Genomic DNA, 25,107 nt, shown 5'->3' on the forward strand with positions numbered 1-25,107 from the left:
AGTCCATTGCGCTCGATCCACAGGTTGGTCGTCAGCTTTTCGGCGAGCCGCTAGACCAGGCTATGTCTGAAATTGGGGTGGAAAGCGGTCATCTGCTCGTTGAGCTTTCAGGATCGCGCGCCCCGATTTTCGACCAATCTTTGCACCACGGCCACGCGTTCTTCTAGCTTCGCCAGAAACGGCTTACCGTGCTTCTCCATGCGATCGGGTGGATAATTACGTATCGTGTATCGATACTGCTCAACTTCCTCCCGCAGGGCGATCAAAAGCCGCTCAAGATCACGGTCTGTTAAGTCCTCGCGTTGGGCGTAGGCGTTCTCGATATACATGCCATTTGATTGCTGAGGGCCGGCTTTTCGTCAATGTCTGCAATCGGGTCGTTAGACGAAGTTCGGCTTGCAGCACCCATATTGCGAAAGCAGACTGTTCCACGCCGTTTCAATCGGCGGCTTCAGTGCCTGCCAAACAGTTTCTCGACGTCTTCCATGCTCAGCTTCACCCACGTCGGTCGCCCATGGTTGCATTGCCCTGAACGCGGGGTGCGCTCCATCTCGCGCAGCAGCGCGTTCATCTCGTCGACCCGCAGGACGCGGCCGGCGCGTACCGAACCGTGGCAGGCCATGGTCGCGAGCACGAGGTCGAGCTTCTCGCCTAGCAGCAATGCTTCGCCGTTGAGCGCGAGATCGTCGTCGATGTCGCGCAGCAGCTTCTCGGGATCGGTCCTGGCAATCGCATGGGGCAGGCTGCGCACGAGCATGGCCGAGGGGCCGAAGCGCTCGATCGCGAGCCCGTGTTCGGCCAGCTTGGACGCCGCTTCCTCGAGCCGATCGCAACTCGTCTCGTCGAGCTCGACCACTTCGGGGATCAGCAGCGCCTGGCTGCGTGCGACCGCTTCCTCGGCCCCGGCCGCGCGCAGGCGTTCGAGCACGAGCCGCTCGTGCGCAGCATGCTGGTCGACCAGCACGAGGCCGTCCTTCGCCTCGGCGACGATATAGGTGTTGGCGACCTGCCCGCGCGCGATGCCGAGCGGATAGTCCTGCGCCTCCTCGGCCACCGGCGCCGCTTCCTCGGCACGGCCACGCGGCTGCGCCATGACATCGGCCTCGACGCCGCGCCAGGCGGCATTTGCCTCGGACACGCGCGGACTCGGGGCTGACCAGTCACGGCCTTCGAAGATCGAGCGCAGCGCCGGAGCCGCTTCTGCGCGTCCTTGCTGCGCTATCGCTTCGCTACTTGAGCGCGTGACCGGCTCCTGCTGCCACCGGCCCATCGCACCGGCATCGGGCGCCTGCGCGCTGCGCTTGTCGCCCGTCGCCAGCGCCTGCCGCAGACCCGACACGATGAAGCCGCGCACCCCCTGCGCGTCGCGGAAGCGGACCTCGGTCTTGGCCGGGTGGACGTTCACGTCGACATCCTCGCAGGGCAGTTCGAGGAACAGCGCGAGCACCGCATGGCGGTCGCGCGCGAGCATGTCGGCATAGGCGCCGCGCACCGCGCCGGTCAGCAGCCGGTCTTTCACCGGGCGACCGTTGACGAAAAGATACTGATGGTCGGCGACGCCGCGATTGTAGGTCGGCAGGCCGGCGATGCCGGTGAGCCGCATCGCTCCGCGCTCCATGTCGAGCACGACGCCGTTGTCCTTGAGTTCGCGCGCGATCAATTGGGCAACGCGGTTGGCCAGCCCTTCCCCGCCCTGCAGGCCGAAGATCCGCCGCTCGCCGTGGTCGAGCGTGATCGCGACATCGGGCCGCGCCATGGCGAGCCGCAGGACGACGTCCTTGCAGGCGGCGTATTCGCTGCGCGCGGTGCGGAGGAACTTGCGCCGCGCGGGGATCTTGCCGAACAGGTTCTCGACCCGGACACGCGTGCCGGGCGGCAGCGCGGCGGGCCCTTCGGCGGTCAAGTCGCCGTGATCGACCACGCGCTTCCAGCCCTGCTGCGCCCCGTGCGGACGGCTCTCGATCGAGAAGCGCGCGACGCTGGCGATGCTCGGCAGCGCCTCGCCGCGAAAGCCGAGCGTGGCGACCTGCTCGATCGCCTCGTCGGGCAGTTTCGAGGTCGCGTGCCGTTCGAGCGCAAGCGCCATGTCATCGGGGCTCATCCCGCAGCCGTCGTCGGTCACTTCGAGGCTGGCGAGCCCGCCCTCGACGAGCTTGACCGCAATCCGCGACGCGCCCGCATCGATGGCGTTTTCGACCAGTTCCTTGAGCGCCGAAGAGGGCCGCTCGACCACCTCGCCGGCGGCGATGCGGTTGACCAAATTCTCGGGCAGGCGACGGATTTGCGGCATGGATCGCGGATGGTAGCGACGAAGCGGCGGGAATCCGAGATGGCGCGTTCATCTTTCCCCCGAACCAAGCGCGGAAAATTTTGGCATTCGCCGCATAATCTCGCTAAGGCACCGCCACCATTCCCCTCGGGGAGGTGCGAGCGGGTCGCAGCCCCCCTCGCCTGACCCCGCACAAACGGAAAATCGAGTTACAATGGGCTTCTGGAACAATCTCTTCAAATTCGGCGTGCAGAACATGGCGATCGACCTCGGGACCGCCAACACGCTCGTTTACGTGCAGGACCAAGGCATCGTCCTGAACGAGCCGAGCGTGGTCGCGCTCGAGACGATCAACGGCATGAAACGCGTCAAGGCCGTGGGCGACGATGCCAAGATGATGATGGGCAAGACGCCCGATTCCATCGAGGCCATCCGTCCGCTGCGCGACGGCGTGATCGCCGACCTCGACGTTGCCGAAGAGATGATCAAGCATTTCATCCGCAAGGTGAACGGCCGCAAGAGCCTGATGCGCTATCCCGAGATCACCATCTGCGTGCCCTCCGGCTCGACCAGCGTCGAACGCCGCGCGATCCGCGACGCGGCATCGAACGCCGGCGCTTCGCAGGTCTATCTGATCCTCGAACCCATGGCCGCGGCGATCGGCGCCGACATGCCCGTGACCGAGCCGGTCGGCAGCATGGTCGTCGACATCGGTGGCGGCACGACCGAAGTCGCGGTGCTCTCGCTCCGTGGTCTCGCCTATACCACTTCGGTCCGTACCGGCGGCGACAAGATGGACGAAGCGATCGTCTCCTATGTCCGCCGACACCACAACCTGCTGATCGGCGACGCCACCGCAGAGCGGATCAAGAAGGACTTCGGAGTCGCGCGCCAGCCCGAGGACGGCGTGGGTGAAAGCATCACCATCAAGGGCCGCGACCTCGTCAACGGCGTGCCCAAGGAAATCACGATCAACCAGGGCCACATCGCCGAGGCGCTGTCCGAACCGATCGGCGCGATCGTCGAAGGCGTGCGCATTGCGCTGGAAAACACCGCCCCCGAACTGGCCGCCGACATCGTCGACCAGGGCATCGTGCTGACCGGCGGCGGTGCGCTGATCGGCGGACTCGACGAATATCTGCGCGAGGAAACCGGCCTGCCGGTGACGATCGCGGAAGATCCGCTCTCCTGCGTCGCGCTCGGCACCGGCCGCGCGATGGAGGATCCGATCTATCGCGGCGTCCTGATGACGGCTTAAGGAAGGCATTGGAATGGCGCCGACAGGCTCACGGCGCTCGGGCTATTCGCGTAGGGCGCAGTACAATCTCTTCACCGGATACGTCATCGCCGGCGCGGGAGCGCTGGTCGGTGCGATCCTGCTCGCCCTGTCGTTCTTCCAGCCCCAGCTGTTCGGCGGGCTGCGCGGTGCGGCGCACGATAGCGTGTCGCCCGCGACCGAAACCGCCGCCACCGTGCGCACCGGCTCGAAGGGCTTCTGGGACACGATCACCGGCTATTACCGCGCCGGATCGAAGAATGCCGCGCTCGAGCGCGAGATGGAAATCGCCCGTATCCGCCTCGCCGAAGCGGCGGCGGTGAAGCAGGAAAACGTCCGTCTCAAGGGGCTCCTCGAGCTCAGCGACAGGGAGGTCAAGCCCGTGGCCGTGGCGCGGCTCGTCGGTTCGACCGCGTCGAGCACCCGCCGCTTCGCCTATCTCGGCGCCGGCTCCGACCAGGGCGTCGCCATCGGCATGCCCGTGCGTTCCCCGCGCGGGATAGTCGGGCGTATTCTGGAAGTCAGCGACAACAGCGCGCGTGTGCTGCTGCTGACCGACACGGAAAGCGTCCTCCCCGTCCGCCGCGCGAAGGACGAGGTGGTCGCCTTCGCCGAAGGGCGTGGCGACGGCCTGCTGCGGATCAAGCTGATCAATCTCGGGATCAATCCGCTCGAGCCGGGCGACGTCTTCGTCACCAGCGGCGCCGGCGGCTACTACCCGCCCGGGATAGCGGTCGCCATCGTGACCGAGATCACCGACGATGGCGGGTTGGCCCGCATCGTCAGCGATCCTGCCGCGACCGATTTCGTGAGCGTCGAACCGATCTACGAGCCCGAGGCGGCGATCGGTGCGGCGACTCCGATCGAACGCGAATTGGGCGATTGATGGAGCGCAACGACCCCCGCTCGCGCAGCGATGCCTATGGCAGCCGGATAAACCGTTCGCACTCCCCGCTGCTCGCCAATGTCGTGCCGTGGATATCGATCGTGATCTGCTCGATCCTGCCGATCTTCCCGATCGCCGCAGCGCTGCCGATGATCCCTCCGCTGGGCCTGCTCATGCTGCTCGGCTGGCGACTGGTGCGTCCGGGCCTGCTGCCGGTCTGGGCGGGTATGCCACTGGGCCTGGTCGACGATCTCTATTCGGGCCAGCCCTTCGGCTTTGCCATCTTCACCTGGTCGCTGATCATGCTCGCGATCGAATTGATCGAGACCCGCATGCCCTGGCGCGCCTTCTGGCAGGACTGGTTTACCGCGGGTATATTGATCACCGCCTATCTCTTTTCGGGCTGGCTGCTCTCGGGTGGCCAACCCACCATCCATTCGCTCGTCGCCCTCGTCCCGCAGCTCGTGATCACCATCCTCCTCTTCCCGGTCGCGGCCCGCCTGGTCGCCAAGCTCGACCGCTTGCGGCTGCACCGGTGGAGGGCCGTCTGATGGGCTGGCGCAAACGGGCCAAGCCGCGCGAGGTCGTCACCCAGTCGACCCTCGACAACGCCTTCGACCGCCGGACCTTCGTGATCGGCACGGCGATGGGCGGGGTCGGTGTGCTGCTTGCCGCGCGGATGGGCTACATCGCCATCGCCGAGAACGAGAAATACAAGCTCGAGAGCGAGAGCAACCGGGTCAACCTCTCGCTCATCCCCCCGCGCCGCGGGTGGCTTCTCGACCGCAATGGCGCGCCGCTCGCATCGAACCGGGCCGATTTCCGCGTCGATATCGTGCCCGAACGGACGCCCGATCCCGATGCCACGGTGGCCACGCTGACCCGCATTCTCAAGCTCGACGAGAATCAGGCGGCCGATATTCGCAAGCGCATCGCCGATGGCCCCGGCTACCAGCCCGTCGAGGTCGCATCGGGGATCACCTACGACGCCTTTGCCGCGGTCAGCGTCCGGCTGCCCGACCTGCCCGGCGTGGTTCCGCAACGCGGCTTTTCCCGCTTCTATCCCACCGGGCCCAGCGTGGGCCACCTGATCGGCTATGTCGGCACCGCCAATGCCGAGGAATATGCCGAGCAGGATCGCAACCCGCTGCTCGTCACGCCAGGCTACAAGATCGGCAAGGACGGGCTCGAAAAGCAGTTCGAACAGGAATTGCGCGGCATTCCCGGTGCGCGCCGGGTCGAGGTAACCGCGGCGGGCCGCATCGTCCGCGAACTCGAGACGCGTGAAGACACGCAGGGCGATCCAATCCAGCTGACCATCGACGGCCCGCTGCAGGACTACGCCGCGCGCCGGATCGGCCTCGAAAGCGGTTCGGTGGTGGTGATCGACTGCCTCACCGGCGACATCCTGTGCATGGCCTCGATGCCCAGCTTCGATCCCAACAGCTTTTCGCAAGGGATCGGTCGCGTCGAATATTCGATGCTCAGCCAGGACGAGCGCGTGCCGCTGCGCAACAAGGTCCTCAAGGGGCTCTATCCGCCTGGATCGACGGTCAAACCGATGGTGGCGATGAGCTTTCTCAGGGAGGGCCTCAAGCCCGAAGATTCGGTCACCTGCAACGGCGGCCTGCGCGTCGGCAACCGCGTGTTCCACTGCTGGCAGCGCCGCGGGCACGGCCGGGTCGACATGGCCAAGGGTATCTACCAGTCCTGCGACGTCTATTTCTACCACTTCGCCCAGCAGATCGGGATGGACCCGATCGCCGCTATGGCGCGCAGGGTCGGCCTGGGCCAGGAATTCGACCTGCCGGTGCTGAGCCAGTTCTACGGCACGGTTCCCGATCCGGCGTGGAAGCTGAAGAAATATGGTCGCGAATGGCAGGCCTACGACACGGTCAATGCGACGATCGGCCAGGGTTACATGCTGTTCAACCCGCTCCAGCTGGCGGTCTATGCGGCGCGCATCGCTTCGGGGCGCCATCTCGAGCCCAAGCTGATCAAGTCGAAGACGCGCCAGCCTTTCGCGCCTGCCGATTTCTCCGCCGAGCATGTCCATCTGGTGCGCGAAGCGATGAAGGACGTGGTCAATGGCCCCGGCACTGCAGGGCGCGCGCGCCTGCCGATCGACGATGTGCTGCTCGCCGGCAAGACCGGCACGGCGCAGGTCGTCGGGCTGAACCTGTCGAACGGCAAGACGGGCCCATGGAAATACCGCGACCACGGCCTGTTCATCAGCTTCGCGCCCTATGACAACCCGCGCTACGCCTGCGCAGTCGTGATCGAGCATGGCGGCGGTTCGGGCTCGGCCTATCCCATCGCGCGCGACGTGATGACCTTCCTGTTCGACCCGGCCAAGGGCATGGAGATGCTGCGCGGCTTCGAGGAACAGTGGGGCGGCACCGCGCAGCAGCGGCTCGACGCCAAATACCGCGCCTTCGCCACCGCGGCCGGCGAATCGGTCAAGCCGGTGCCCGCGCGCGACGAGGACATCTTCGACCAGGTCGAGGCCGAAGCGCGGCTCGCGGTACGCCAGCAGGAAAGCATTGCCGACAAGAAGGTCGATCCGCGCCTCGATACGGCCGCCTCTTCGGGACAGGTGAGCGAATGAGCGGAATCGTCCCCGCGCCGATTGCGCGCCAACCCTGGCAGATGCTGTTTCCGCTGTTCGTGCTGATCGCCTTCGGTGCGCTGGTGCTCTATTCGGCGACGGCGGGGAGCTGGTCCCCCTACGCGTCCTCGCATGTCCTTCGCTTCGGCATCTTTCTGGTTATGGCCTTCGTGCTGGCGCGGTTCACGCGCGAACTGGCGATGTTTTTCGCCTTTCCGATCTATGCCGTCCTGCTGGTAATGCTGGTCGGGGTCGAAGCGATCGGTTTCGTCGGCGGCGGCAGCCAACGCTGGCTCGACCTCGGCATCATCCAGCTGCAGCCGTCCGAGATGATGAAGCCCGCCATCGTCCTGGTACTGGCGCGGTTCTATGCCACGCTGCCCGTCGGCATGATCCCGACCTGGCGCTCGTTGATCCCGGCCGGCGGACTGATCCTGGCACCGGTCGCGCTGGTCCTGCTGCAACCCGACCTCGGCACCTCGCTGGCGATTCTCTTCGGCGGCGCAGTGGTGATGTTCGCCGCGGGCCTCCCGCTGCGCTGGTTCCTGGGCGCGGGCCTGGCCGGTGCGGTGCTGGCCCCGGTCGCCTTCTTCGTCGGGCTCCAGCCCTACCAGCAGAAGCGCGTCTTCACCTTCCTCGATCCGGAAAGCGATCCGCTTGGCGACGGTTATCACATCACCCAGTCGAAGATCGCGATCGGTTCGGGCGGTTTCTCGGGCAAGGGCTTCAACGAAGGCTCGCAGAGCCACCTGCATTACCTGCCCGAACCGCACACCGACTTCATCTTCGCCACGATGGCGGAGGAGTGGGGCTTTCTCGGCGGTCTGGTGGTGATCGGCGCCTTTGCCATGATCTTCGCCTGGGGCCTGTCGGTCGCCCGCGCGAGCAACGACCGGTTCGGCAAGCTGATCGCGCTGGGCATGACCGCCACGATCTTCTTCTATGTCGCGATCAACCTGATGATGGTGATGGGGCTCGCCCCCGTGGTCGGCATCCCGCTGCCCTTCATGAGCCACGGCGGCAGTTCGATGCTGACCAACATGATCTGCATCGGATCGCTGATGATGGTCGACCGCTGGAACCGCAAGGCGCCGCGTTCGGGCCTGATGCGCTAAAGGTCGACCAGTCCCAGCTTGAGCGCCCTGACGGTGGCGGTCACCCGATCGTTGGTCTGCAGCTTGTCGTAGATCCTGCGCGTATAGGTGCGCACGGTTTCGGGCGAGATGGCAAGGATCGTCGCGATGTCGGACGAGGATTTGCCCTGTCCCATCCACTCGAGCACTTCGTGTTCGCGGTCCGAAAGCGTTACGGATGCGCTCCCGCCTGCCATGATTGCGCAAATCTGGAGATGGGCGGCGGTGAGCAGCGTGTGGACCGACTCCAGGCGACCGTCGTCGAAACCATCGGGTTCTTCGGAAAATCGCATCGAGGCATAGCCATCGCGATTGCGCGGCCCGTACAGGGCGAAACAGGCCCACCTGTCGATTCCGTGCTTTTCCAGCAGTTCCAGGAAATTCTGGACTGGCCGCTCGCGCCGCGCGAATCGGCGAGCGCGGTTCCGGGTCATGATCGGTCCGTGCTTGAAGGTCAGGCGCGGGAGCGGGTCCTGGCTACGCCAGTCTTCGGTTACATAGAGCTTCTGGTGTTCCAGGGGATAATCGCGCGCCCAGATGGCGGTCCTTTTCGACGTCGGCGAATCGAACGCCGATGTGAAGTGGTAGGCGAACCCGACCGCCCCCTCTTCGCGGCAGGCAGCGTATACGTATTCAAGGATCGCCTCGCAATCCGACATTCTGGCGATATGGGCCGAGAAATTCCGCATTGTTTTAAGAAGTCTAGAACTTTTGATCTAAACCGTCAATTTCGACGGCGTTCCGCAACTAGCAGCCACGTCCCCAAGGTGAGGGACTGACCGGCTTGATTTACTCATGTAGGGACCCACGCAAGTAATGTCCGGCGATGGACAGGTGGGGGAAGTCGCTGGTCCGAAAGGGATTGATGATCATGGAACCCGATACACCCCGCCGCCGGTCAGAGGACCGGAGCGAACTCGATTGCGCCGACCCGGCGAGAAAGGTCGGCGACGATACCTGCGACCGGGTACTGACCGAAATATGCCTCGCGAACCGGCGCGGTTCGCCCATCACCATCTGGGACCTTCCGCAGATTACCGGCATGCCCCTGCACGCGGCCTTTGCCGCCGTCAGAACGCTCGAATTCGGCCGCTTCGTCGTGATCGACGACAACCTCACCGACCCCTTCGGTGCGACGCTGAGGGTTCGCGAAGAGGGAACGCGGCGGGTCGAAATGCAGCGTGTGGCCTGATCGGGCAATTAGGGCTTTTCATCTTCGGCGAGCCCGCTATATGAGCGCCTCCCGAGTCGGGAACGCCTCTTTCCACGAGGCCGCGGCAAGCCGCAGTGTGGACGCATAGCTCAGTTGGTAGAGCAGCTGACTCTTAATCAGCGGGTCCTAGGTTCGAGCCCTAGTGCGTCCACCATTTCCTCCCTTTCGACAAGCAATCGATAGCCCCGCAAGGGCTTGTCGTACGTGAATCACATTGAGTGTGATCTGACGGATTGGCAGTCACATTATGATGTGATAGGCACCCCGGAATGGATACGATCGAGAAAGTTCGCACGCTCGTTTCGCAGGGTCTCATGACCCGCGCCGGGCTCGCCCGCGCCGCCGGGCTCCATGCCAACACGCTGCGAGATTGCGGCGAAGACAGCTGGAACCCCACTGCCGATACGCTCGCCAAGCTCGCCGCCTTCCTCGAGGCGAACGACGAGACACCGGTCATCGTCGGGGCCGAGGAGATCATCAACGAGGCACGTAACGGGCGGATGTACATCCTCGTCGACGACGAGGATCGCGAGAACGAAGGCGACCTCATCATCCCTGCACAGATGGCGACGCCGCACGCGGTCAACTTCATGGCCACGCACGGCCGCGGCCTGATCTGCCTCGCGCTCGACCGCAAGCGTGTCGAAGCGCTCGGGCTCGAGCCGATGAGCCGCAACAATCGCGAAAGCATGCAGACCGCCTTCACTACCTCGATCGAGGCCAAGGAAGGCGTCACCACCGGCATCAGCGCCGCCGATCGCGCACGCACCGTCTCGGTGGCGATCGACGCTACCAGGGGTCCCGACGACATCGTCACCCCCGGCCATGTCTTCCCGCTGGCCGCCCGCGATGGCGGCGTACTCGTCCGCGCCGGCCATACCGAGGCCGCGGTCGACATCTCGCGCCTCGCCGGGCTCAACCCCTCGGGCGTGATCTGCGAGATCATGAACGAGGACGGCACCATGGCGCGCCTCGACGATCTGATCGGCTTCGCGCGCCGGCACGACATGAAGATCGGCACCATACGCGACTTGATCGAATACCGCATGCGGCACGACCACCTGGTCGAGCGGGTCGGCGAGGACAGCTTCGAATCGGACTACGGCGGCGACTGGCGTCTGCTGACCTATCGCAACACGGTCGACGGCAGCGAGAGCTACGTCCTGCAGAAGGGCCATGTCGTCGAAGGCCAGCCCACCCTCGCCCGCGTCCACCCGATCTCGATCTTCGACGACCTGCTCGGCAAGCCCGGCCCGCGCAAGCGCACGCTCCAGCGCGCGATGCAGGCGGTCGGCGACCACGGCTCGGGCGTGATCGTTCTCATCACCGGGCGCCCGGCGTCGAACAGCGGCTACAGCGAGAGCGATGCGCAGCGCAATGTGGGCATCGGTTCGCAGATCCTCGCCGACCTCGGGATCGAGGACATGATCCTGCTCAGCAATTCGCAACCCAACGTCGTCGCGATCGAGGGCTACGGCCTCGACATCGTCGACCACAAACCCATTCCGGAGTGACCCCGATGGCCCGTTTCCTGATCGTCGAAGCCCGTTTCTACGACCACCTCAACGACATGCTGGTCGCCGGCGCGCGCGCGGCGCTGGAAGCCGGAGGGCACGAGGTCGAGGTGCTGACCGTGCCCGGCGCGCTCGAAGTCCCCGGCGCGATCGCGCTCGCTTCCGAAAGCGGTCGGTACGACGGCTATGTCGGTATCGGCGTGGTCATCCGCGGCGAGACCTATCACTTCGAAATCGTCGCCGGCGAAAGCGCGCGCGGAATCATGGCGCTGACGATGGACGGCATGGCCATCGGCAACGGAATCCTGACGGTCGAGAACGAGGAGCAGGCGCTGGTCCGCGCCGATCCCGAACAGAAGGACAAGGGCGGCGAGGCGGCGCAGGCGGCCATGGCCCTGCTCGCCCTGCAGCAGCGCTTCGCCGCCTGACCGGATGGTCAAAATCGCCGCGTTGATGATGATCGCCTCCGGGGCGATCCACGCGGTGGTAAACGCCGTTCTCAAATCGGGCGACGACATGCTCGCCAGGCGCGCGCTGATCGATCTCAGCGGCGGCCTGCTGGTTCTTCCGGCGATCTTCGTCTTCCCCGCGCCGCATGGCGCTTGGGGATGGCTGACGGGGTCGCTCGCCGTTCATGCGGTCTATTTCCTGGCGCTGGTGCGGGCCTTCGAAGTGGCCGACATGAGCGCGAGTTATCCGGTCATGCGCGGCACCGCCCCGGTGTTCGCGGCGCTGGGCGGGGTCGTTATCCTCGGCGACGCGATCACCTTGCCGGTGGCGGTGGGCATGGGCCTGGTGACGAGCGGCATACTTCTCAGCGCCATCGGTCGGAACCTGACGCGCGCCGCGCTCGGCTACTCGCTCCTGACCGGGCTGGCCGTCGCCTGCTACACGGTGCTCGATGCCGGCGGAGCGCGCCACGCCCCCAGTCCCATGTCCTATATCGCCTGGGCGTTTTTCATTCTCGGCGCGGGGGTCGGAGCCGGATTCGGCGCATGGCGCGGCCGCGCCTTCCTGGCATACACCCGCAGCAACTGGCGCAGCTGCGTCGCGGCCGGAGCGCTGGGCGTGGTCAGCTACGGACTTGCCATCCTCGCCTATTCGATCGGCGACCTTCCCCGGCTCGCGCCGCTGCGCGAGAGCTCGATCCTCTTTGCGCTGGTTATCGCGATCCTGTTGCTCCGCGAGAAGGCGGACAGGCTCAAGATCGCAGGCGGAACCCTGATCTTTGCCGGGGTCGTGACGCTCTTACTGGCGCGCTAACCCGCCCCGTCGAGAAACTCGGCCAGGCCCAGCGGCGCGAAGGGGCCGATGATCAGCTGTTCGAACACGCCGATACCATCCGACCCGTCACTGGCGGTCACGCGAACGGGAACCTGCACGTGGAGGTTCTCCGGCGCCAGCGGATCGAGATCGGCCAGCTCGATATCCTCGCGCGCGACCTTCAACCGCCCGTGATACATGCCGTGGCCCCATTCGGGATGGGTGTAGCCGAGACCGCGCATCTGGAAGCGGCCGAGCGGTTCGAAGCTCACCTGCTCGGGTGCGCCGGGTAGCGCCAGCGAGAGCGTCCCTCCGGATGGCCAGCGGGTTCCCTGCTGAAGCCGGGTGCGCATGCTGCCGTGTCCTTCGGCGAGCTCGTCGGGTCCGGCCCCCTCCCCAGCCCAGGCCGCGCGCGTGTTCCACGCCTCGCCATGCTGGTCGTTGTTGACGTGGAAGAACAGGCTGCCCTGGGGGAAATTGACCGGCGTCCACTGCCAGAAAAAACCAGGCAGTGTGTGTCCTGGCATGGGCTGCGTGTCGCGCGCGCCGATGGGCCGCACACCCCAGCTCCGGTCGCGTGTACCCATCGTCCCACTGGCAAGGTCGCGGCGGTCCCCATCGACCTCGATCCAGCCCTGGTAACCGCCATTCTGCGTCAGCCGCGTATAGTCCATGAAGGCACGCGGGCCGATGCGGTGGATGAAGCGCGGCTCCTCGATCGGGAAGGCCCGACCGGTGAAGGTGATGTCGGCTGCCATGCCCTCGCAGGGCTCGAGCCGGATCCGCAGGATATTGAGCGCCTCGAGGATCTCGACCGAGAGCGGACCCGCCGCCATCGCCATCCGCTCCATCCCCAGCTCCGCGCTGGCGTGGATGCAGTGCTGCACCCCGTCGCGGACGACGTTGAAATGCGCATCGATCACGTCGAGATGCGGGTAGATGCCCAGGGCGACCGCGAAGAAACCGCTGCCATCGGGCGCGTAGCCGTTGAAGAAATAGCGGTCGTAGAAATTGCGGTCGGTGCCTGCATAGGCGACCGGCTCGGGCGTCTGGTGGATCGGATAATCGTCGCCGCGGCTCAAAACCACTGGTTCGTCTCCCTCAAGGCACCGATACTATCGCGCGCCAGCGCCAGCGAACAGGCCCCGCGCGCCATCGACAGGAAATTGGCATCGCCGCGCTCGGTCCGCTCGACGAAGGCCGCGCTGAAGACCGCCGTCGAAACGCCGTGCAGGATGCCGAGACGGTAGTCGCGCTCGATCTCGTCACGCTCCAGCGCGACGCCACGCCCCCGCATCTCGCCTAGCCACAACTCGAGCAATTCCTCTTCGTGGTCGCGCCACAGCGCTTCGCCCAAGCCGCAGCCGATGAAATAGCCGACATCGGTCATCGGCCTGCCCGCCGCCACCGTCTGCCAGTCGAGCACGGCGATGGGCTCCGCGCCGCCGCGAATGTCGAACAGCATGTTGTCGAGGCGGAAATCGCCATGGACCACGCATTGCGGCGGCTCGCCGCGCTCGAACCAGTATGCGCTCGCCTCGGCAAGGTCCTCGCACAACGCCATGAATTCGGGTTCGAGCGTGTCGGCATAGCGTTCGCGGAAGATCGCCTGCGCCTGCGGATACATGGCGCCGAGCCTTTCGCGCAGGTCGGGAGGCGGGGCGATCCACGCCGCCTCGATCAGCTCCGTGCGCCCCCAACTCGGTGCATGGATCGCCGCGGCCTGCCGGATCGCCGCCCGCGCATCGGCGATGCCACAGCTGCGGATCTGGTCGCCCTGCCGCGCCGGCCCCATGTCCTCGAACAGCAGGACGAATTCGGTCCCGGTTTCGTCGACCGCGGAAAAATGGACCCGGGGCACGCGGACGTCGAGCAGGGGCGCAACCTGGCGGTAGAATTCCACTTCCTTCCGATAGAGCCCGAACATTGCAGCCGTGCCGCGGCTGGCGGGGTCTGCAGCGGCGAACTTGCCGGCCAACGTCGGTGGTACCCCCGCGCCCTCGAGGTGAAAGCGCGCGCTGTCGCCGACTTGGCCGGTGCCGATCGGCTCCCAGTGGATCGCATCGACGCGCGCGCGCAGTTGCTCGCCGAGCCACGCAGCGTTCACCTGGTCCGGATGTGCCGGAAAATCCGCCAAGCCCCTCTCCCACAAAGAGCAATTGCCGGAACGCTAGCGAGAGCCGTGCGTCCTGACAATCATGCAGGAGACAAGAGAATGAACGGACCGCTCGAATGGATCACATCGATCGGCACCGTGCTAGCCGCAGCGATGATCGCCTTCGACATGGGGCGCCGCGCAACCGCCTGGGGCTTCGTCCTGTTCTGCCTCGTCTCCGCGCTGTGGATCTACATCGGGCTGACGAGCGATGCCCTCCCGCTAGCGGCAATGAATGCCGTGCTGCTGCTGATCAACGCCTGGGGCGTGTGGCAATACTGGTTCCACCCGAAGAACCGGGCGCAGGACTGACCCGCGCCCGGCCGGGGGAGACTTACCAGACCTTCACGCGTTTTTCCGGAGCCAGATAGAGCTTGTCGCCTTCCTTGACGTCGAAGGCCTTGTACCAGGCATCGAGGTTGCGGACCGTGAGCGCGCGGTACTGGCCCGGTGCATGGCCGTCGGTGGCGATACGCTGGCGTAGCGCTTCCTCGCGGAACTTGCTGGCCCAGGCCTGGGCATAGGCGATGAAGAAGCGCTGGTCGCCGGTATAGCCGTCGATCACCGGCGCTTCCTTGCCGTTCAGCGAGGCGCGGTAGGCGTCGTAGGCAGCGGCGAGACCGGCGACGTCGGCGATATTCTCGCCCAACGTCAGATCGCCCCGGACATGCAGCCCCGGGAAGGGTTCGTACTGGTCGAACTGGTCGGCCAGCGCCTTGCCCGCCTCGTCGAACTTCGCCTTGTCGGCGTCGGTCCACCAGTTGCGCATCGCGCCGGTGCTGTCGAAGGCGGCGCCGTTGTTGTCGAAGCTGTGGCTGATCTCGTGCCCGATCACCGCGCCGATCGCGCCGTAGTTGAAGGCCGCATCGGCCTTGGGATCGTAGAACGGCGGCTGGAGAATCGCGGCGGGGAAGTTGAGCGCGTTCTGCACCGGCAGGTTGACCGCATTGACCAGCTGAGCATTCATCCACCACTCGCGCTTGTCGAGCGGCTTGCCGATCTTGGCGAGCTGCTGCGAATACCGCAGCCGCTCGGCGGCCTGCACATTGGCATAGGCATCCCCCGGCTTTACCGTGAGCGAGGAATAGTCGAGCCACTGGTCGGGATAGCCGACACCGACTTCCATCGTCTCGACCTTCCTGACCGCTTCTGACTTGGTCTCCTCGGCCATCCAGTCGAGCGCGTCGATCCGCTTGGCGAAGGCCGACTTGATGTTGTCGACCATGCCCTGGATATCGGTCTTGTCCCGGGCCGGGAAGTATTTCTCGACATAGAGCTTGCCCAGATCATCGCCCATATAGGCGTTGATGGCGGAGAGGGCCCGCTTGTCGCGGCTGCGCTGTTCTTCCTGCCCGAACAGCTTCTTGCCGTAGAAGGCGAAATGGAGGTTATCGAGCTTGCTCGGCAGCACGGCGGTGTTGGAATTGATCTGGTGGAAGACCAGCCAGTCCTTCCATGCCTCGAGCGGCTCGGACGCCACCAGCGCGGAGATCTTCGTGATCGCGGTCGGATGATAGGCGTCGAAGGTCTCGAACCCGTCCAGTTCGGCCGCCTTGAAGAAGGCGCTCCAGTCGAGCCCGGGCGCCTTGCTGGCGAAGTCGGCCTGCGACCACAGCGTGCTCGCCTTGGTCCAGTCGTCGCTGTCCTCGCGGCTCACATGGGCCTGGGCGATCTTCATCTCGAGATCGTAGATGCGCGCCGCCTTGGCCTCGGCATCGGCGACGTTCGCAGCTTCGAGCAGATCGGCGATGTAGCCTTGGTAGGCGGTGCGCAGCCCGGCCATCTTCTCGTCGGCCGATAGATAATATTCGCGCTCGGGCATGCCGAGACCGCCCTGCAGGATGTAGGGCACCACCTCGCCGCCCTTGAGGGCCTGGGTCACGAATACGCCGAACAGGTTCTCGGTCTCGAAGTTCGTCGCGTTGAGCGGATCGACATCCGCCCGGACCTGACTGCCGAGCACCTGTGCGAGAGCCTGTTTGTCGGCGATCTTGCCGAACCGCGCGAGATCGGTTTCGACCGGCTTCAGACCGGCCGCGTCGATCGCCTTGGTGTCGAGGAACGCCTCGTAGAAAGTCTTCACGCGATAGGCGTCGCTCCCCTCCTCCGGCTCCGATTTCACGATTTCGTCGATCAGCGCGGCAAGGTTCTTCTCGGTCTGCTGGTCCGCGATGTAGAACCCGCCGACGTTCGAACGGTCGGCCGGAATGTCGGTCTTGTCGAACCATCCGCCGTTGGCAAAACGGAAGAAATCGTCGCCCGGCTTGACCGAAGTGTCCATCCAGTCGGTGCGGATGCCCAGCTCGGTACCGGCGGCAAGCTGCGTGTCCTCGCCGAGTTGCTGGCACGCCACCGGCCCCATCGTGGCGACGGCGGTGCCGAGCAAGAGCGCGGCGATCAGGCGGTTTTTCATCAGGCTACTCCCACGGCGCGATCCGCGCCCTCAGTTGAACGCGCGGGTGATAGGCGCAGGAGCGCACGCCGACCAGTGCCACTGATCGACGCGCAAGACCGTCCGGTCGATGGTCAGCCGGCGAGCCGGCCGAAGCAGGCGCGCCCGGCATAGGCCGCGCTATCGCCGAGCTCTTCCTCGATACGGATGAGCTGGTTGTATTTCGCGAGCCGGTCCGACCGCGCGAGGCTGCCGGTCTTGATCTGCCCGCAATTGGTGGCGACCGCGAGATCGGCAATGGTCGCATCCTCGGTTTCGCCCGAACGGTGCGACATGACCGCCGTATAGCCCGCACGATTGGCGATGCTCACCGCGTCGAGCGTTTCCGACAGCGTGCCGATCTGGTTGACCTTGACCAGCAGCGAGTTGGCGAGGCCCTGGTCGATCCCTTCGCGCAGGCGCTGCGGATTGGTCACGAACAGATCGTCACCGACCAGCTGGACGCTGTTGCCGATGCGATCGGTGAGCGCCTTCCAGCCCTCGAAATCGTCCTCGGCCATGCCGTCCTCGATCGAGCGGATCGGGTAGTCGCGGCACAGCTTGTCGAGATATTCGGCCATTTCATGCCCGTCGAGCGACAGCTTCTCGCCGGTAATTTCGTATTTGCAGTCCTTGAAGAACTCGGTCGAGGCGCAATCGAGCGCCAGCGCGATGTCCTCGCCCGGCTTGAACCCGGCCTGTTCGATCGAGGCCATGATGAAGTCGAGCGCGTCGCGCGTGCTGGCGAGATCGGGGGCGAAGCCGCCCTCGTCGCCCACCGCGGTGGCGAGGCCCTTTTCGTGCAGCTTCTTCTTGAGCGTGTGGAACACTTCCGCACCCCACCGCACCGCCTCGGCGAGGCTGTCCGCCCCCACCGGCATGATCATGAATTCCTGGATGTCGATCGGGTTGTCGGCATGTTCGCCGCCGTTGATGATGTTCATCATCGGCACGGGGAGGAGGTGTGCAGAAACCCCGCCGATATAGCTGTAGAGCGGCAGGCCGCGCGCGTTTGCCGCGGCCTTGGCCACCGCCATGCTGGTGCCGAGGATGGCATTGGCGCCGATCCGGCCCTTGTTGGCGGTGCCGTCGAGCGCGATCATCGACAGGTCGATATCGCGTTGGTCCTCGGCGTCGAAGGCGCCGACCAGCAGGTCGCGGATCTCGGTATTGACCGCTTCGACGGCCTTGAGCACGCCCTTGCCGAGATAGCGGGTCTTGTCGCCATCGCGCAGCTCGACCGCCTCGTGCGCGCCGGTCGAGGCGCCGCTGGGCACGGCGGCCCGGCCGAAGCTGCCATCGTCGAGCAGCACATCGACTTCGACCGTGGGATTGCCCCGCGAATCAAGGATTTCACGGGCATGGATGTCGATGATCGCGGTCATGGGTGCTGGCGCTCCGGAGAAAGGTGTTGTAATTGACTAAAACACCCCCAGATGGGGAGTCCGCAGCGCTCTATGCGCCGGAACATTGGTGTGCAAGTTGCGTTGCAACATGGAAGGCGGAATCGCCTGTTCGAGATTGACCGAGGGCAAGGACGAAAAGCATGGCAGACACAACTTCCGGTGGCACACCCAACAAGCGCAAAGCCGCCACAGCCAAGAAACCCGCAGCGAAGAAGACCACTTCCGCCAAGACGCCGCGCAAGGCCGCGGCTTCGAAGAGCGCACCCAAGGAGACCGTTCCCGTGACCGACAAGACCACTGCCACCACCGACAACCGCTCCGAAGCCAAGTCGCGTTTCAACGCCGCGCTCGAAGAGGCCAAGGCAGGTGCCGCCGCGCTGAAGGCGGAAGGCCGCGATCGCGCCGTCGCCTATCGCGAGCAGGCCAAGGGCAAGAGCGAAGATTGGGTTACCGACGCCAAGGCCTATGGCGAAGAAGCCAAGGTCAAGGGCCGCGAACTTGCGGTCGAAGGCAAGGTCAAGGCCGGCGAAGGCCTTCGCTCGCTCAGCCGTCTGGTCAGCGACAACGCCTATCAGGTGGATGATAAACTGGGCGCCAAATACGGCGACTACGCGCGCAGCGCCTCCAAGTCGCTCGACGGCTATGCCAGTCGGCTCGACGAAAAGAGCGTCGACGACCTGGTCGAGGACGGTCGCGAATTCGTCCGCAAGAGCCCTGGCAAGGCGCTCGGAATCGCGGCGCTTGTCGGCTTCATGTTTTCGCGTCTATTCCGCAGCTCGCGCTGAGAGAAGGGCTACGGGGGACTGAATGCGGGACGATGAACCCGAGCGTAGGGACGATTTCGCCGGCCCGCTGGATCTGCCTGACGAGCATGATGCTCCCGATCAGCAGGGCGACGACGGTCACGAATTCTCGCTGACCGACGATGTCCTTGCGCTGATCGAGGACGGCAAGACCTATGCCGAGGCCGAGCTGCGGTTCCAGAAGAGCCGCGCGGCCTTCATCGCCAACCGCACCAAGGGCGCAATCGCCTTCGGGCTCGGCGCCTTCGGCGTCCTCCATCTCGCGCTCATCGCCGCGACCGTCGGCCTCGTCATCGCATTGGTACCGATTATCGGTGCCTGGGGCGCAACCGCGCTCGTCACGGTGGTGCTCGTCATTGCCGGCGTAATCCTTTTGCGCCTGCTCAAGAGCCGTCTCGACGACATCCGCGCCGCCTTCGACGAGGAGGACGCCTCGTGAGCACTCGCCGCGCGCGCATGATCGAAGACCGTCACCTGCGCGATTCCGCCCGCGCGCTTGTCGAAGCCGATATCGAGCACCTCAAGGCCGATTTCACCCACAAGAGCCTCACCGAACGGGCGATGGACCGCGTCATGGACGGCGCGAGCGATCTTTACGACGAAGCCGTGGACATGGCCGAGGACAACAAGGGCGCCCTCGCCGCATTGGTCGCAGCAATAGTGGTCTGGTTCGCGCGTAACCCGATCCTCGAATTGCTCGGTTTCGCACCCGAAGAGCAGGATGACGACGATCTGGTCGAATAGCCGGAACATCGGGCCGCCGACACTCGTTGATTGCACGAACACATTTTTCCGGAGAGTACCATGGCCGATGCAGCCGAAAGCAACGTCACCCCGATCAGCGCCGACAGCAAGCTGAGCGATTCCGAGAAGCGCGACCAGCTCCGCGCCCGAATCGAAGCCGGCGAGGAGCGCAATGAACAGCGCAGCATCGCCGATCAGGCGAAGGACGTGGCCGACTCCGCGCTCGATTTCACCCGCAAGCATCCGCTCGCCGTGGTCGGCGGCGTGCTCGTGCTCGGCCTTGCCGCCGGTGCGATGACGCGCAGGGGCCGTCGCCTTGGCCGGCGCGGCGGAGTCTTCGCCGGCCTCGCGGCCGAGGCCGCGCTGGCGTATGGCGCGCGGATGATCGACGGCGTGATGGACGGCGCGCAATATGCCGGCGACCGGTTCGAGGATTTCGGCGACAGCGCAGCCACCACCGCGCGCGGACTGCGCCGCGATGCGGCCTATAAGCTCGATACCGCCAGCGATGCGCTGCGCGCTTCGGGGCGCAAGGCCGGCCGCAAGGGCAGCCGCGCCTATCGCGCATTGCGCACCCGCCTGACGCACTGACATCTCCCGAAACGGGACTTGCCGTAGCGGCGTGACGGGCTTGCCTGTTGCGCCGCTTTCGCTATGTGGCGCAGCCAATCCTCCCCTCCCCCGAGAGAAAGACGTCCGATGGAAGAAAAAGAGAGCAAGCAGACGCTCTACCTGGTCATGGGTGGCCGCGTCACCGATCCGCGCAGCGTGACCTTTGCCGATCCCGAGAGCATCCACGTTGCCGGTGTGTTCAGCAGCTACGACCTCGCGGTAGATGCGTGGCGCTCGAATGCCCAGCGCACGGTCGACGACGCAGAAATGAAATACGTCATCGTCCACCTGCACAAGCTGCTCGATCCCGGCGCATAATTCCGCAGTGGCCTATTCGATCAGGCCCTATCGCGACTCCGATGCCGAGGCCCTCGCCGCGGTGAACGCGGCGGCTATCGCCGAAATCGGCCCGCACGCCTATTCGCCCGAACAGGTTGCCGCGTGGTCCGCGCGCCATCCCGGTCCCGAAAGGTTCCGGGAGCGCATCGCTGCAGGCCATGCGATTTTCGTGGCCGCCGATGCCGAGGACAGGCCGGTCGCCTATGCGCTGATCGAACCCGACGGCCATCTCGACCATCTCTACAACCACCCCGCGCACACGCGGCAGGGGCTCGCCACGCAATTGCTGGCGACGGCCGAGGCGCATGCCGCGGCGCTGGGTGTGGAATGCCTCTACACCGAGGCGAGCGATCTTGCCCGCCCGGCATTCGAGCGGGCGGGTTACGTTGCGACGAAGAAGCGCGAGTTCACCATCGCCCACGAGGGTCGGGAGGTCCCGATCCACAATTGGGCGATGGAAAAACGGATCAGATGAACTCGATCTTGTCGATCAGGTAAAACTTGTCGCCCGAGGGGACGGTCACTTCGACCTCTTCCTCGATCTGCTTGCCGATCAGCGCCCGCCCGATCGGCGAATTGTAGCTGATCCGCCCCTTCGAGGCATCGGCTTCGGTCTGGCCGACGATCTGGTAACGCACCGGCTTGTCGTCTTCGTCGAGCAGGGTGACGGTCGCGCCGAAGATCACCTTGTCGCCGCTCAACGTGGTTGGATCAATGATCTGCGCGCGGCTGATCTTGTCCTCCAGCTCGCCGATCATGGCTTCGACCTGGCCCTGGCGTTCCTTGGCGGCGTGGTATTCTGCGTTTTCCGAAAGGTCGCCATGCGCGCGCGCTTCCTCGATCGCATCGACGATCTTGGGGCGTTCGGCACGCAGGATCTTCAGGTCCGCCGTGAGCTTCTCGTAGCCCTCGGCCAGCATCGGCACTTTTTCCATAGGACCTCTTGTCCTTCCTGTTCCAACCGGTCTCCCGGGACAATTCGAACCCGGTCCGCCGAAGTGCGGAACCCAATCGGTTCGAATGTCTGGGGGAGCGGTGTCGTGTGTTCTGTCAGCTATAATAGTCTTGCAACGAACGCACTTCAAGCTGGTCCGGCGAAACCTCCGCGATTGCCTGCGCCACGGCGAGCGAAGCGGCGGCGGTGGTATAGTAGGGCAGCTTCTTTTCGAGCGCCGCCTCGCGGATCGATTTGCTGTCGAGCAGCGACTGCCAGCCTTCGGTGGTGTTGAAGATCAGCTGCACCTCGCCGTCGATGATCGCATCGACGATGTGCGGGCGCCCTTCCGCGACCTTGTTGACCGGTTCCACCGCCAGACCCTGTTCGGCAAGGTAGCGCTGCGTCCCGCCGGTGGCGATGACGCGGAAGCCCTTGTCGAGCAGTGTCTCGACCGCCGGGACGATCGCCGCCTTGTCGCTATCCTTGACCGACACGAACAGCGTACCCGACTGCGGCGGTTTCATTCCCGCGCCAAGCTGCGACTTGAGGAAGGCGGGCGCGAAACTGCGGTCGATCCCCATCACCTCGCCGGTCGACTTCATCTCGGGCGAGAGTACCGGGTCCGAACCGGGGAAACGCGCGAAGGGGAACACCGCTTCCTTGACCGCCATATGGTTGGGATTGAGGTCGAAGGGTTCGAAGCTGTCGAGCCGCTCGCCGGCCATCACCCTCGCGGCGACCTTGGCGATCGGTCGGCCGATGGCCTTGGCGACGAAGGGCACGGTGCGGCTGGCGCGCGGATTGACCTCGATCAGGTAGACCTCGCCGTCCTTGACCGCGAACTGGACGTTCATCAGCCCGCAGACCTTCAACGCCCTCGCCAGTTCGGTTCCCTGGCGCTCCATCTCGGCGATGATGTCGGCTGAAAGGCTGTAGGGCGGCAGCGTGCAGGCGGAATCGCCCGAATGGACGCCGGCCTCCTCGATATGCTGCATGACGCCCGCGATCCGCACCTCGCCGGTGCCGTCGGCGACGACATCGACGTCGCATTCCACCGCGTCGCGCAGATACTGGTCGACCAGAACGGGGCTGTCGCCCGAGACGTTGACCGCGGTGGCGATGTAGTCGTCGAGCTGCGCTTCGCTGTCGACGATCTCCATCGCCCGCCCGCCGAGCACGTAGGACGGACGTAGCAGCACGGGGTAACCGATCCGCGCGGCGACCGCGGCGGCCTCGTCACGGCTCTTGGCGATGCCGTTCATCGGCTGCTTGAGGTCGAGCTGGTTGACCAGCTTGGCGAAGCGCTCGCGGTCTTCGGCGAGGTCGATCGCATCGGGGCTGGTGCCGAGGATCGGGATACCTTCGCGCTCGAGCGCGGCGGCCAGCTTCAGCGGGGTCTGCCCACCGAACTGGACGATCACGCCGACGACCTCGCCCTGCGACATCTCGACGCGCATGATCTCGAGCACGTCCTCCTCGGTCAGCGGCTCGAAGTAGAGCCGGTCCGAAGTGTCGTAGTCGGTCGAGACCGTTTCCGGGTTGCAGTTGACCATGATCGTCTCGAACCCGGCCTCGCTCAGCGCGAAGCAGGCGTGGACGCAGCAATAGTCGAACTCGATGCCCTGCCCGATGCGGTTGGGGCCGCCGCCGAGGATGACGATCTTCCTGCGGTCGGAGGGCATCGCCTCGTCCTCGGACTCGCCGAAGCTCGGCGCCTCGTAGGTCGAGTACATGTAGGGCGTGACCGCCTCGAATTCCGCCGCACAGCTGTCGATCCGCTTGTAGACCGGATAGACGCCGAGCTTGCGGCGCAGGTCGCGCACTTCCTGTTCGCTGGTGGCGCCCGCCATGGCGCGCAGCGCATCGTGGAGCAGGCCCGAACGTTTGGCCTGCGTCTCGCCGAGACCGCCCGCCACGCCGACCGAGCGCACCGCCAGCGTGGCGAGCCGCTTGTCGGAGAAGCCCATCGCCTTCAATCGGCGCATTTCGGCGGCGTCGCGCGGCAGGCCCTGGTGGCCGATCATCTTCTCTTCGTAGATGATCGCCTCGATCTGGCGCAGGAACCACGGGTCGAAACCGGTGATCTTCGCCACTTCCTCGACCGTAAAATCCTCGCGGAAGGCCTGCGCAATCTTGAGGATGCGGTCGGGTGTGCGCTTGCTCAGCGAGGCGGTGATGACCTCGCGACTGACGCCTTCGAACTCGGTGATGCGGTTGAAGCCGTCGAGCCCGGTTTCGAGACCGCGCAGCGCCTTCTGCATCGATTCCGCGAAACAGCGACCGATCGCCATGACCTCGCCGACCGACTTCATCGCGGTCGAGAGCTCGTTCTTCGCCCCCTTGAACTTCTCGAAGGCGAAGCGCGGGATCTTGGTGACGACATAGTCGATGGTCGGCTCGAAGCTTGCCGGGGTCGCGCCGGTGATCTCGTTCTGGATCTCGTCGAGCGTGTAGCCCACGGCCAGCTTGGCCGCGACGCGGGCAATGGGGAAGCCGGTGGCCTTCGACGCCAGCGCGCTAGACCGGGAAACGCGCGGGTTCATCTCGATCACGATCAGCCGGCCATCTTTCGGATTGACTGCGAACTGAACGTTCGAACCACCTGTTTCCACACCGATTTCGCGCAGCACCTCGATGCTGGCGGTGCGCATGATCTGGTATTCCTTGTCGGTCAGCGTCAGCGCAGGCGCGACGGTAATGGAATCGCCCGTATGCACGCCCATCGGATCGACATTCTCGATCGAGCAGATGATGATGCAATTGTCCTTGCGGTCGCGCACCACCTCCATCTCGTATTCCTTCCAGCCGAGGAGCGACTCCTCGATCAGGACCTCGGTGGTGGGCGAGGCGTCGAGCCCCTCGCGGACGATACGCTCGAACTCGGCCTTGTTGTAAGCGATGCCGCCGCCGGTGCCGCCGAGCGTGAAGCTCGGGCGGATGATCGCGGGCAGGCCGGTGGTCTCGAGCACCGCGAAAGCCTCGTCGACCGTGTTGGCGACACCGCTGCGCGCGCTTTCGAGGCCGATTGCGTCCATCGCCTCGCGGAAGCGCTGGCGGTTCTCGGCCTTGTCGATGGCATCGGCATCGGCGCCGATCATCTGCACGCCGAACTTCTCCAGCGTGCCGTCGTTGAACAGCGCCAGCGCGCAGTTGAGCGCCGTCTGCCCGCCCATCGTCGGCAGCACCGCGTCGGGGCGTTCCTTTGCGATTATCTTGGCGACGATCTCGGGCGTGATCGGCTCGACATAAGTCGCGTCGGCCATTTCCGGATCGGTCATGATCGTGGCGGGGTTGGAGTTGACCAGGATGACCCGGTAGCCCTCTTCCTTCAGCGCCTTGATCGCCTGCGTGCCGGAATAATCGAACTCGCAGGCCTGGCCGATGATGATTGGCCCGGCGCCGATGACGAGGATGGATTGGATATCTGTACGCTTTGGCATCTAGCTCAACTTCGCTACTGAAGGCCCCTTCCCTCGAGGGAAGGGGTTGGGGATGGGTGTAAGGCCTTGGCTGAAAAG

General features: G+C 65.2%; 25 protein-coding genes and 1 tRNA gene. 17 read left to right on the plus strand and 9 right to left on the minus strand.

Annotated elements, in window-relative coordinates:
* Positions 1–107: 107 nt before the first annotated feature.
* Together ACN4E0_RS09615 and mutL are read right to left on the minus strand one after the other, a co-directional pair.
* Positions 108–329, minus strand: coding sequence for a hypothetical protein (locus tag ACN4E0_RS09615; protein ID WP_419567426.1), 222 nt, complete (start codon positions 327–329; stop codon positions 108–110).
* Between the two features lie 122 nt (positions 330–451).
* Positions 452–2,290: a DNA mismatch repair endonuclease MutL gene (mutL, locus tag ACN4E0_RS09620; protein WP_419567428.1), complete on the minus strand. Its 1,839-nt coding sequence runs from the start codon at positions 2,288–2,290 to the stop codon at positions 452–454.
* Between the two features lie 193 nt (positions 2,291–2,483).
* On the opposite strand from mutL, the gene ACN4E0_RS09625 reads away from it, so the two are divergent.
* Genes ACN4E0_RS09625 through rodA form a run of 5 tightly spaced genes read left to right on the plus strand, consistent with a single transcriptional unit; the run spans position 2,484 to position 8,154 of the window.
* Entirely contained in the window at positions 2,484–3,527 is a 1,044-nt protein-coding gene (locus ACN4E0_RS09625) for a rod shape-determining protein (protein ID WP_221603856.1), read from the plus strand.
* Between the two features lie 13 nt (positions 3,528–3,540).
* Entirely contained in the window at positions 3,541–4,431 is an 891-nt protein-coding gene (gene mreC, locus ACN4E0_RS09630) for a rod shape-determining protein MreC (RefSeq protein WP_419567429.1), read from the plus strand.
* Entirely contained in the window at positions 4,431–4,982 is a 552-nt protein-coding gene (gene mreD / locus ACN4E0_RS09635) for a rod shape-determining protein MreD (protein WP_419567430.1), read from the plus strand. Before mreC ends, mreD begins: the two co-directional genes overlap by 1 nt.
* Entirely contained in the window at positions 4,982–7,039 is a 2,058-nt protein-coding gene (mrdA, locus tag ACN4E0_RS09640; protein WP_419567431.1) for a penicillin-binding protein 2, read from the plus strand. Before mreD ends, mrdA begins: the two co-directional genes overlap by 1 nt.
* Positions 7,036–8,154 (plus strand): rod shape-determining protein RodA, encoded by a 1,119-nt coding sequence (gene rodA / locus ACN4E0_RS09645; RefSeq protein ID WP_419567432.1) that lies wholly within the window; start codon positions 7,036–7,038, stop codon positions 8,152–8,154. The genes mrdA and rodA overlap by 4 nt, the downstream gene beginning before the upstream one ends.
* On the opposite strand, the gene ACN4E0_RS09650 is transcribed toward rodA, so the two are convergent.
* Positions 8,151–8,831, minus strand: coding sequence for a LuxR C-terminal-related transcriptional regulator (locus ACN4E0_RS09650; RefSeq protein WP_419567433.1), 681 nt, complete (start codon positions 8,829–8,831; stop codon positions 8,151–8,153). The genes rodA and ACN4E0_RS09650 overlap by 4 nt on opposite strands.
* A 212-nt stretch (positions 8,832–9,043) precedes the next feature.
* Here ACN4E0_RS09650 and ACN4E0_RS09655 point away from each other — a divergent pair, with 212 nt between their 5' ends.
* From ACN4E0_RS09655 to ACN4E0_RS09675, 5 genes are all read left to right on the plus strand, one after another.
* Positions 9,044–9,364 carry a hypothetical protein gene (locus tag ACN4E0_RS09655; RefSeq protein WP_419567434.1) on the plus strand — a complete coding sequence of 107 codons (321 nt, stop codon included), beginning with the start codon at positions 9,044–9,046 and terminating at the stop codon, positions 9,362–9,364.
* A gap of 99 nt (positions 9,365–9,463) precedes the next feature.
* A tRNA-Lys gene (locus ACN4E0_RS09660) sits at positions 9,464–9,539 on the plus strand.
* A 115-nt stretch (positions 9,540–9,654) separates the two neighbouring features.
* Positions 9,655–10,899 (plus strand): 3,4-dihydroxy-2-butanone-4-phosphate synthase, encoded by a 1,245-nt coding sequence (gene ribB / locus ACN4E0_RS09665; RefSeq protein ID WP_419567435.1) that lies wholly within the window; start codon positions 9,655–9,657, stop codon positions 10,897–10,899.
* Positions 10,900–10,904: 5 nt separating this feature from the next.
* Positions 10,905–11,327: a 6,7-dimethyl-8-ribityllumazine synthase gene (ribH, locus tag ACN4E0_RS09670; protein WP_419567436.1), complete on the plus strand. Its 423-nt coding sequence runs from the start codon at positions 10,905–10,907 to the stop codon at positions 11,325–11,327.
* Positions 11,328–11,331: 4 nt separating this feature from the next.
* A complete protein-coding gene (locus ACN4E0_RS09675; protein WP_419567438.1) occupies positions 11,332–12,162 on the plus strand; it encodes an EamA family transporter in 831 nt (276 codons plus the stop codon).
* Here the strand turns inward: ACN4E0_RS09675 and ACN4E0_RS09680 are convergent.
* Together ACN4E0_RS09680 and ACN4E0_RS09685 are read right to left on the minus strand one after the other, a co-directional pair.
* Entirely contained in the window at positions 12,159–13,250 is a 1,092-nt protein-coding gene (locus tag ACN4E0_RS09680; RefSeq protein ID WP_419567439.1) for a hypothetical protein, read from the minus strand. The genes ACN4E0_RS09675 and ACN4E0_RS09680 overlap by 4 nt on opposite strands.
* On the minus strand, positions 13,241–14,299 hold the full coding sequence (locus ACN4E0_RS09685; RefSeq protein ID WP_419567440.1) for a phosphotransferase family protein: 1,059 nt from the start codon (positions 14,297–14,299) through the stop codon (positions 13,241–13,243). The genes ACN4E0_RS09680 and ACN4E0_RS09685 overlap by 10 nt, the downstream gene beginning before the upstream one ends.
* Positions 14,300–14,377: 78 nt before the next feature.
* Between ACN4E0_RS09685 and ACN4E0_RS09690 the strand changes: the two genes are divergently transcribed.
* On the plus strand, positions 14,378–14,629 hold the full coding sequence (locus tag ACN4E0_RS09690; protein ID WP_419567442.1) for a hypothetical protein: 252 nt from the start codon (positions 14,378–14,380) through the stop codon (positions 14,627–14,629).
* Positions 14,630–14,651: 22 nt separating this feature from the next.
* On the opposite strand, the gene ACN4E0_RS09695 is transcribed toward ACN4E0_RS09690, so the two are convergent.
* Positions 14,652–16,730 (minus strand): M13 family metallopeptidase, encoded by a 2,079-nt coding sequence (locus ACN4E0_RS09695; protein ID WP_419567443.1) that lies wholly within the window; start codon positions 16,728–16,730, stop codon positions 14,652–14,654.
* A 113-nt stretch (positions 16,731–16,843) separates the two neighbouring features.
* The gene (gene eno / locus ACN4E0_RS09700) at positions 16,844–18,133 is read right to left on the minus strand and encodes a phosphopyruvate hydratase (protein WP_419567444.1); all 1,290 of its coding nucleotides are present in this window, start codon (positions 18,131–18,133) and stop codon (positions 16,844–16,846) included.
* 161 nt (positions 18,134–18,294) lie between these two features.
* Between eno and ACN4E0_RS09705 the strand changes: the two genes are divergently transcribed.
* The 6 genes from ACN4E0_RS09705 to ACN4E0_RS09730 all read left to right on the plus strand — a co-directional run bounded on the left by ACN4E0_RS09705 (position 18,295) and on the right by ACN4E0_RS09730 (position 21,127).
* Entirely contained in the window at positions 18,295–18,939 is a 645-nt protein-coding gene (locus ACN4E0_RS09705) for a hypothetical protein (RefSeq protein ID WP_419567445.1), read from the plus strand.
* A 22-nt stretch (positions 18,940–18,961) separates the two neighbouring features.
* Positions 18,962–19,396: a phage holin family protein gene (locus tag ACN4E0_RS09710; RefSeq protein WP_419567447.1), complete on the plus strand. Its 435-nt coding sequence runs from the start codon at positions 18,962–18,964 to the stop codon at positions 19,394–19,396.
* Positions 19,393–19,701 (plus strand): hypothetical protein, encoded by a 309-nt coding sequence (locus ACN4E0_RS09715; protein ID WP_419567449.1) that lies wholly within the window; start codon positions 19,393–19,395, stop codon positions 19,699–19,701. Before ACN4E0_RS09710 ends, ACN4E0_RS09715 begins: the two co-directional genes overlap by 4 nt.
* 60 nt (positions 19,702–19,761) lie before the next feature.
* On the plus strand, positions 19,762–20,292 hold the full coding sequence (locus tag ACN4E0_RS09720) for a hypothetical protein (protein WP_419567450.1): 531 nt from the start codon (positions 19,762–19,764) through the stop codon (positions 20,290–20,292).
* A gap of 108 nt (positions 20,293–20,400) precedes the next feature.
* On the plus strand, positions 20,401–20,631 hold the full coding sequence (locus tag ACN4E0_RS09725; RefSeq protein WP_221603838.1) for a DUF4170 domain-containing protein: 231 nt from the start codon (positions 20,401–20,403) through the stop codon (positions 20,629–20,631).
* A gap of 7 nt (positions 20,632–20,638) precedes the next feature.
* Complete coding sequence (locus ACN4E0_RS09730) at positions 20,639–21,127, plus strand: GNAT family N-acetyltransferase (protein ID WP_419567452.1); 489 nt, start codon at positions 20,639–20,641, stop codon at positions 21,125–21,127.
* On the opposite strand, the gene greA is transcribed toward ACN4E0_RS09730, so the two are convergent.
* Together greA and carB are read right to left on the minus strand one after the other, a co-directional pair.
* On the minus strand, positions 21,120–21,587 hold the full coding sequence (gene greA / locus ACN4E0_RS09735) for a transcription elongation factor GreA (RefSeq protein WP_221603836.1): 468 nt from the start codon (positions 21,585–21,587) through the stop codon (positions 21,120–21,122). The genes ACN4E0_RS09730 and greA overlap by 8 nt on opposite strands.
* A gap of 115 nt (positions 21,588–21,702) precedes the next feature.
* On the minus strand, positions 21,703–25,029 hold the full coding sequence (carB, locus tag ACN4E0_RS09740; RefSeq protein ID WP_419567453.1) for a carbamoyl-phosphate synthase large subunit: 3,327 nt from the start codon (positions 25,027–25,029) through the stop codon (positions 21,703–21,705).
* Positions 25,030–25,107 lie beyond the last annotated feature (78 nt).

Source organism: Qipengyuania sp. (assembly GCF_048550555.1).
Classification (GTDB): domain Bacteria; phylum Pseudomonadota; class Alphaproteobacteria; order Sphingomonadales; family Sphingomonadaceae; genus Qipengyuania.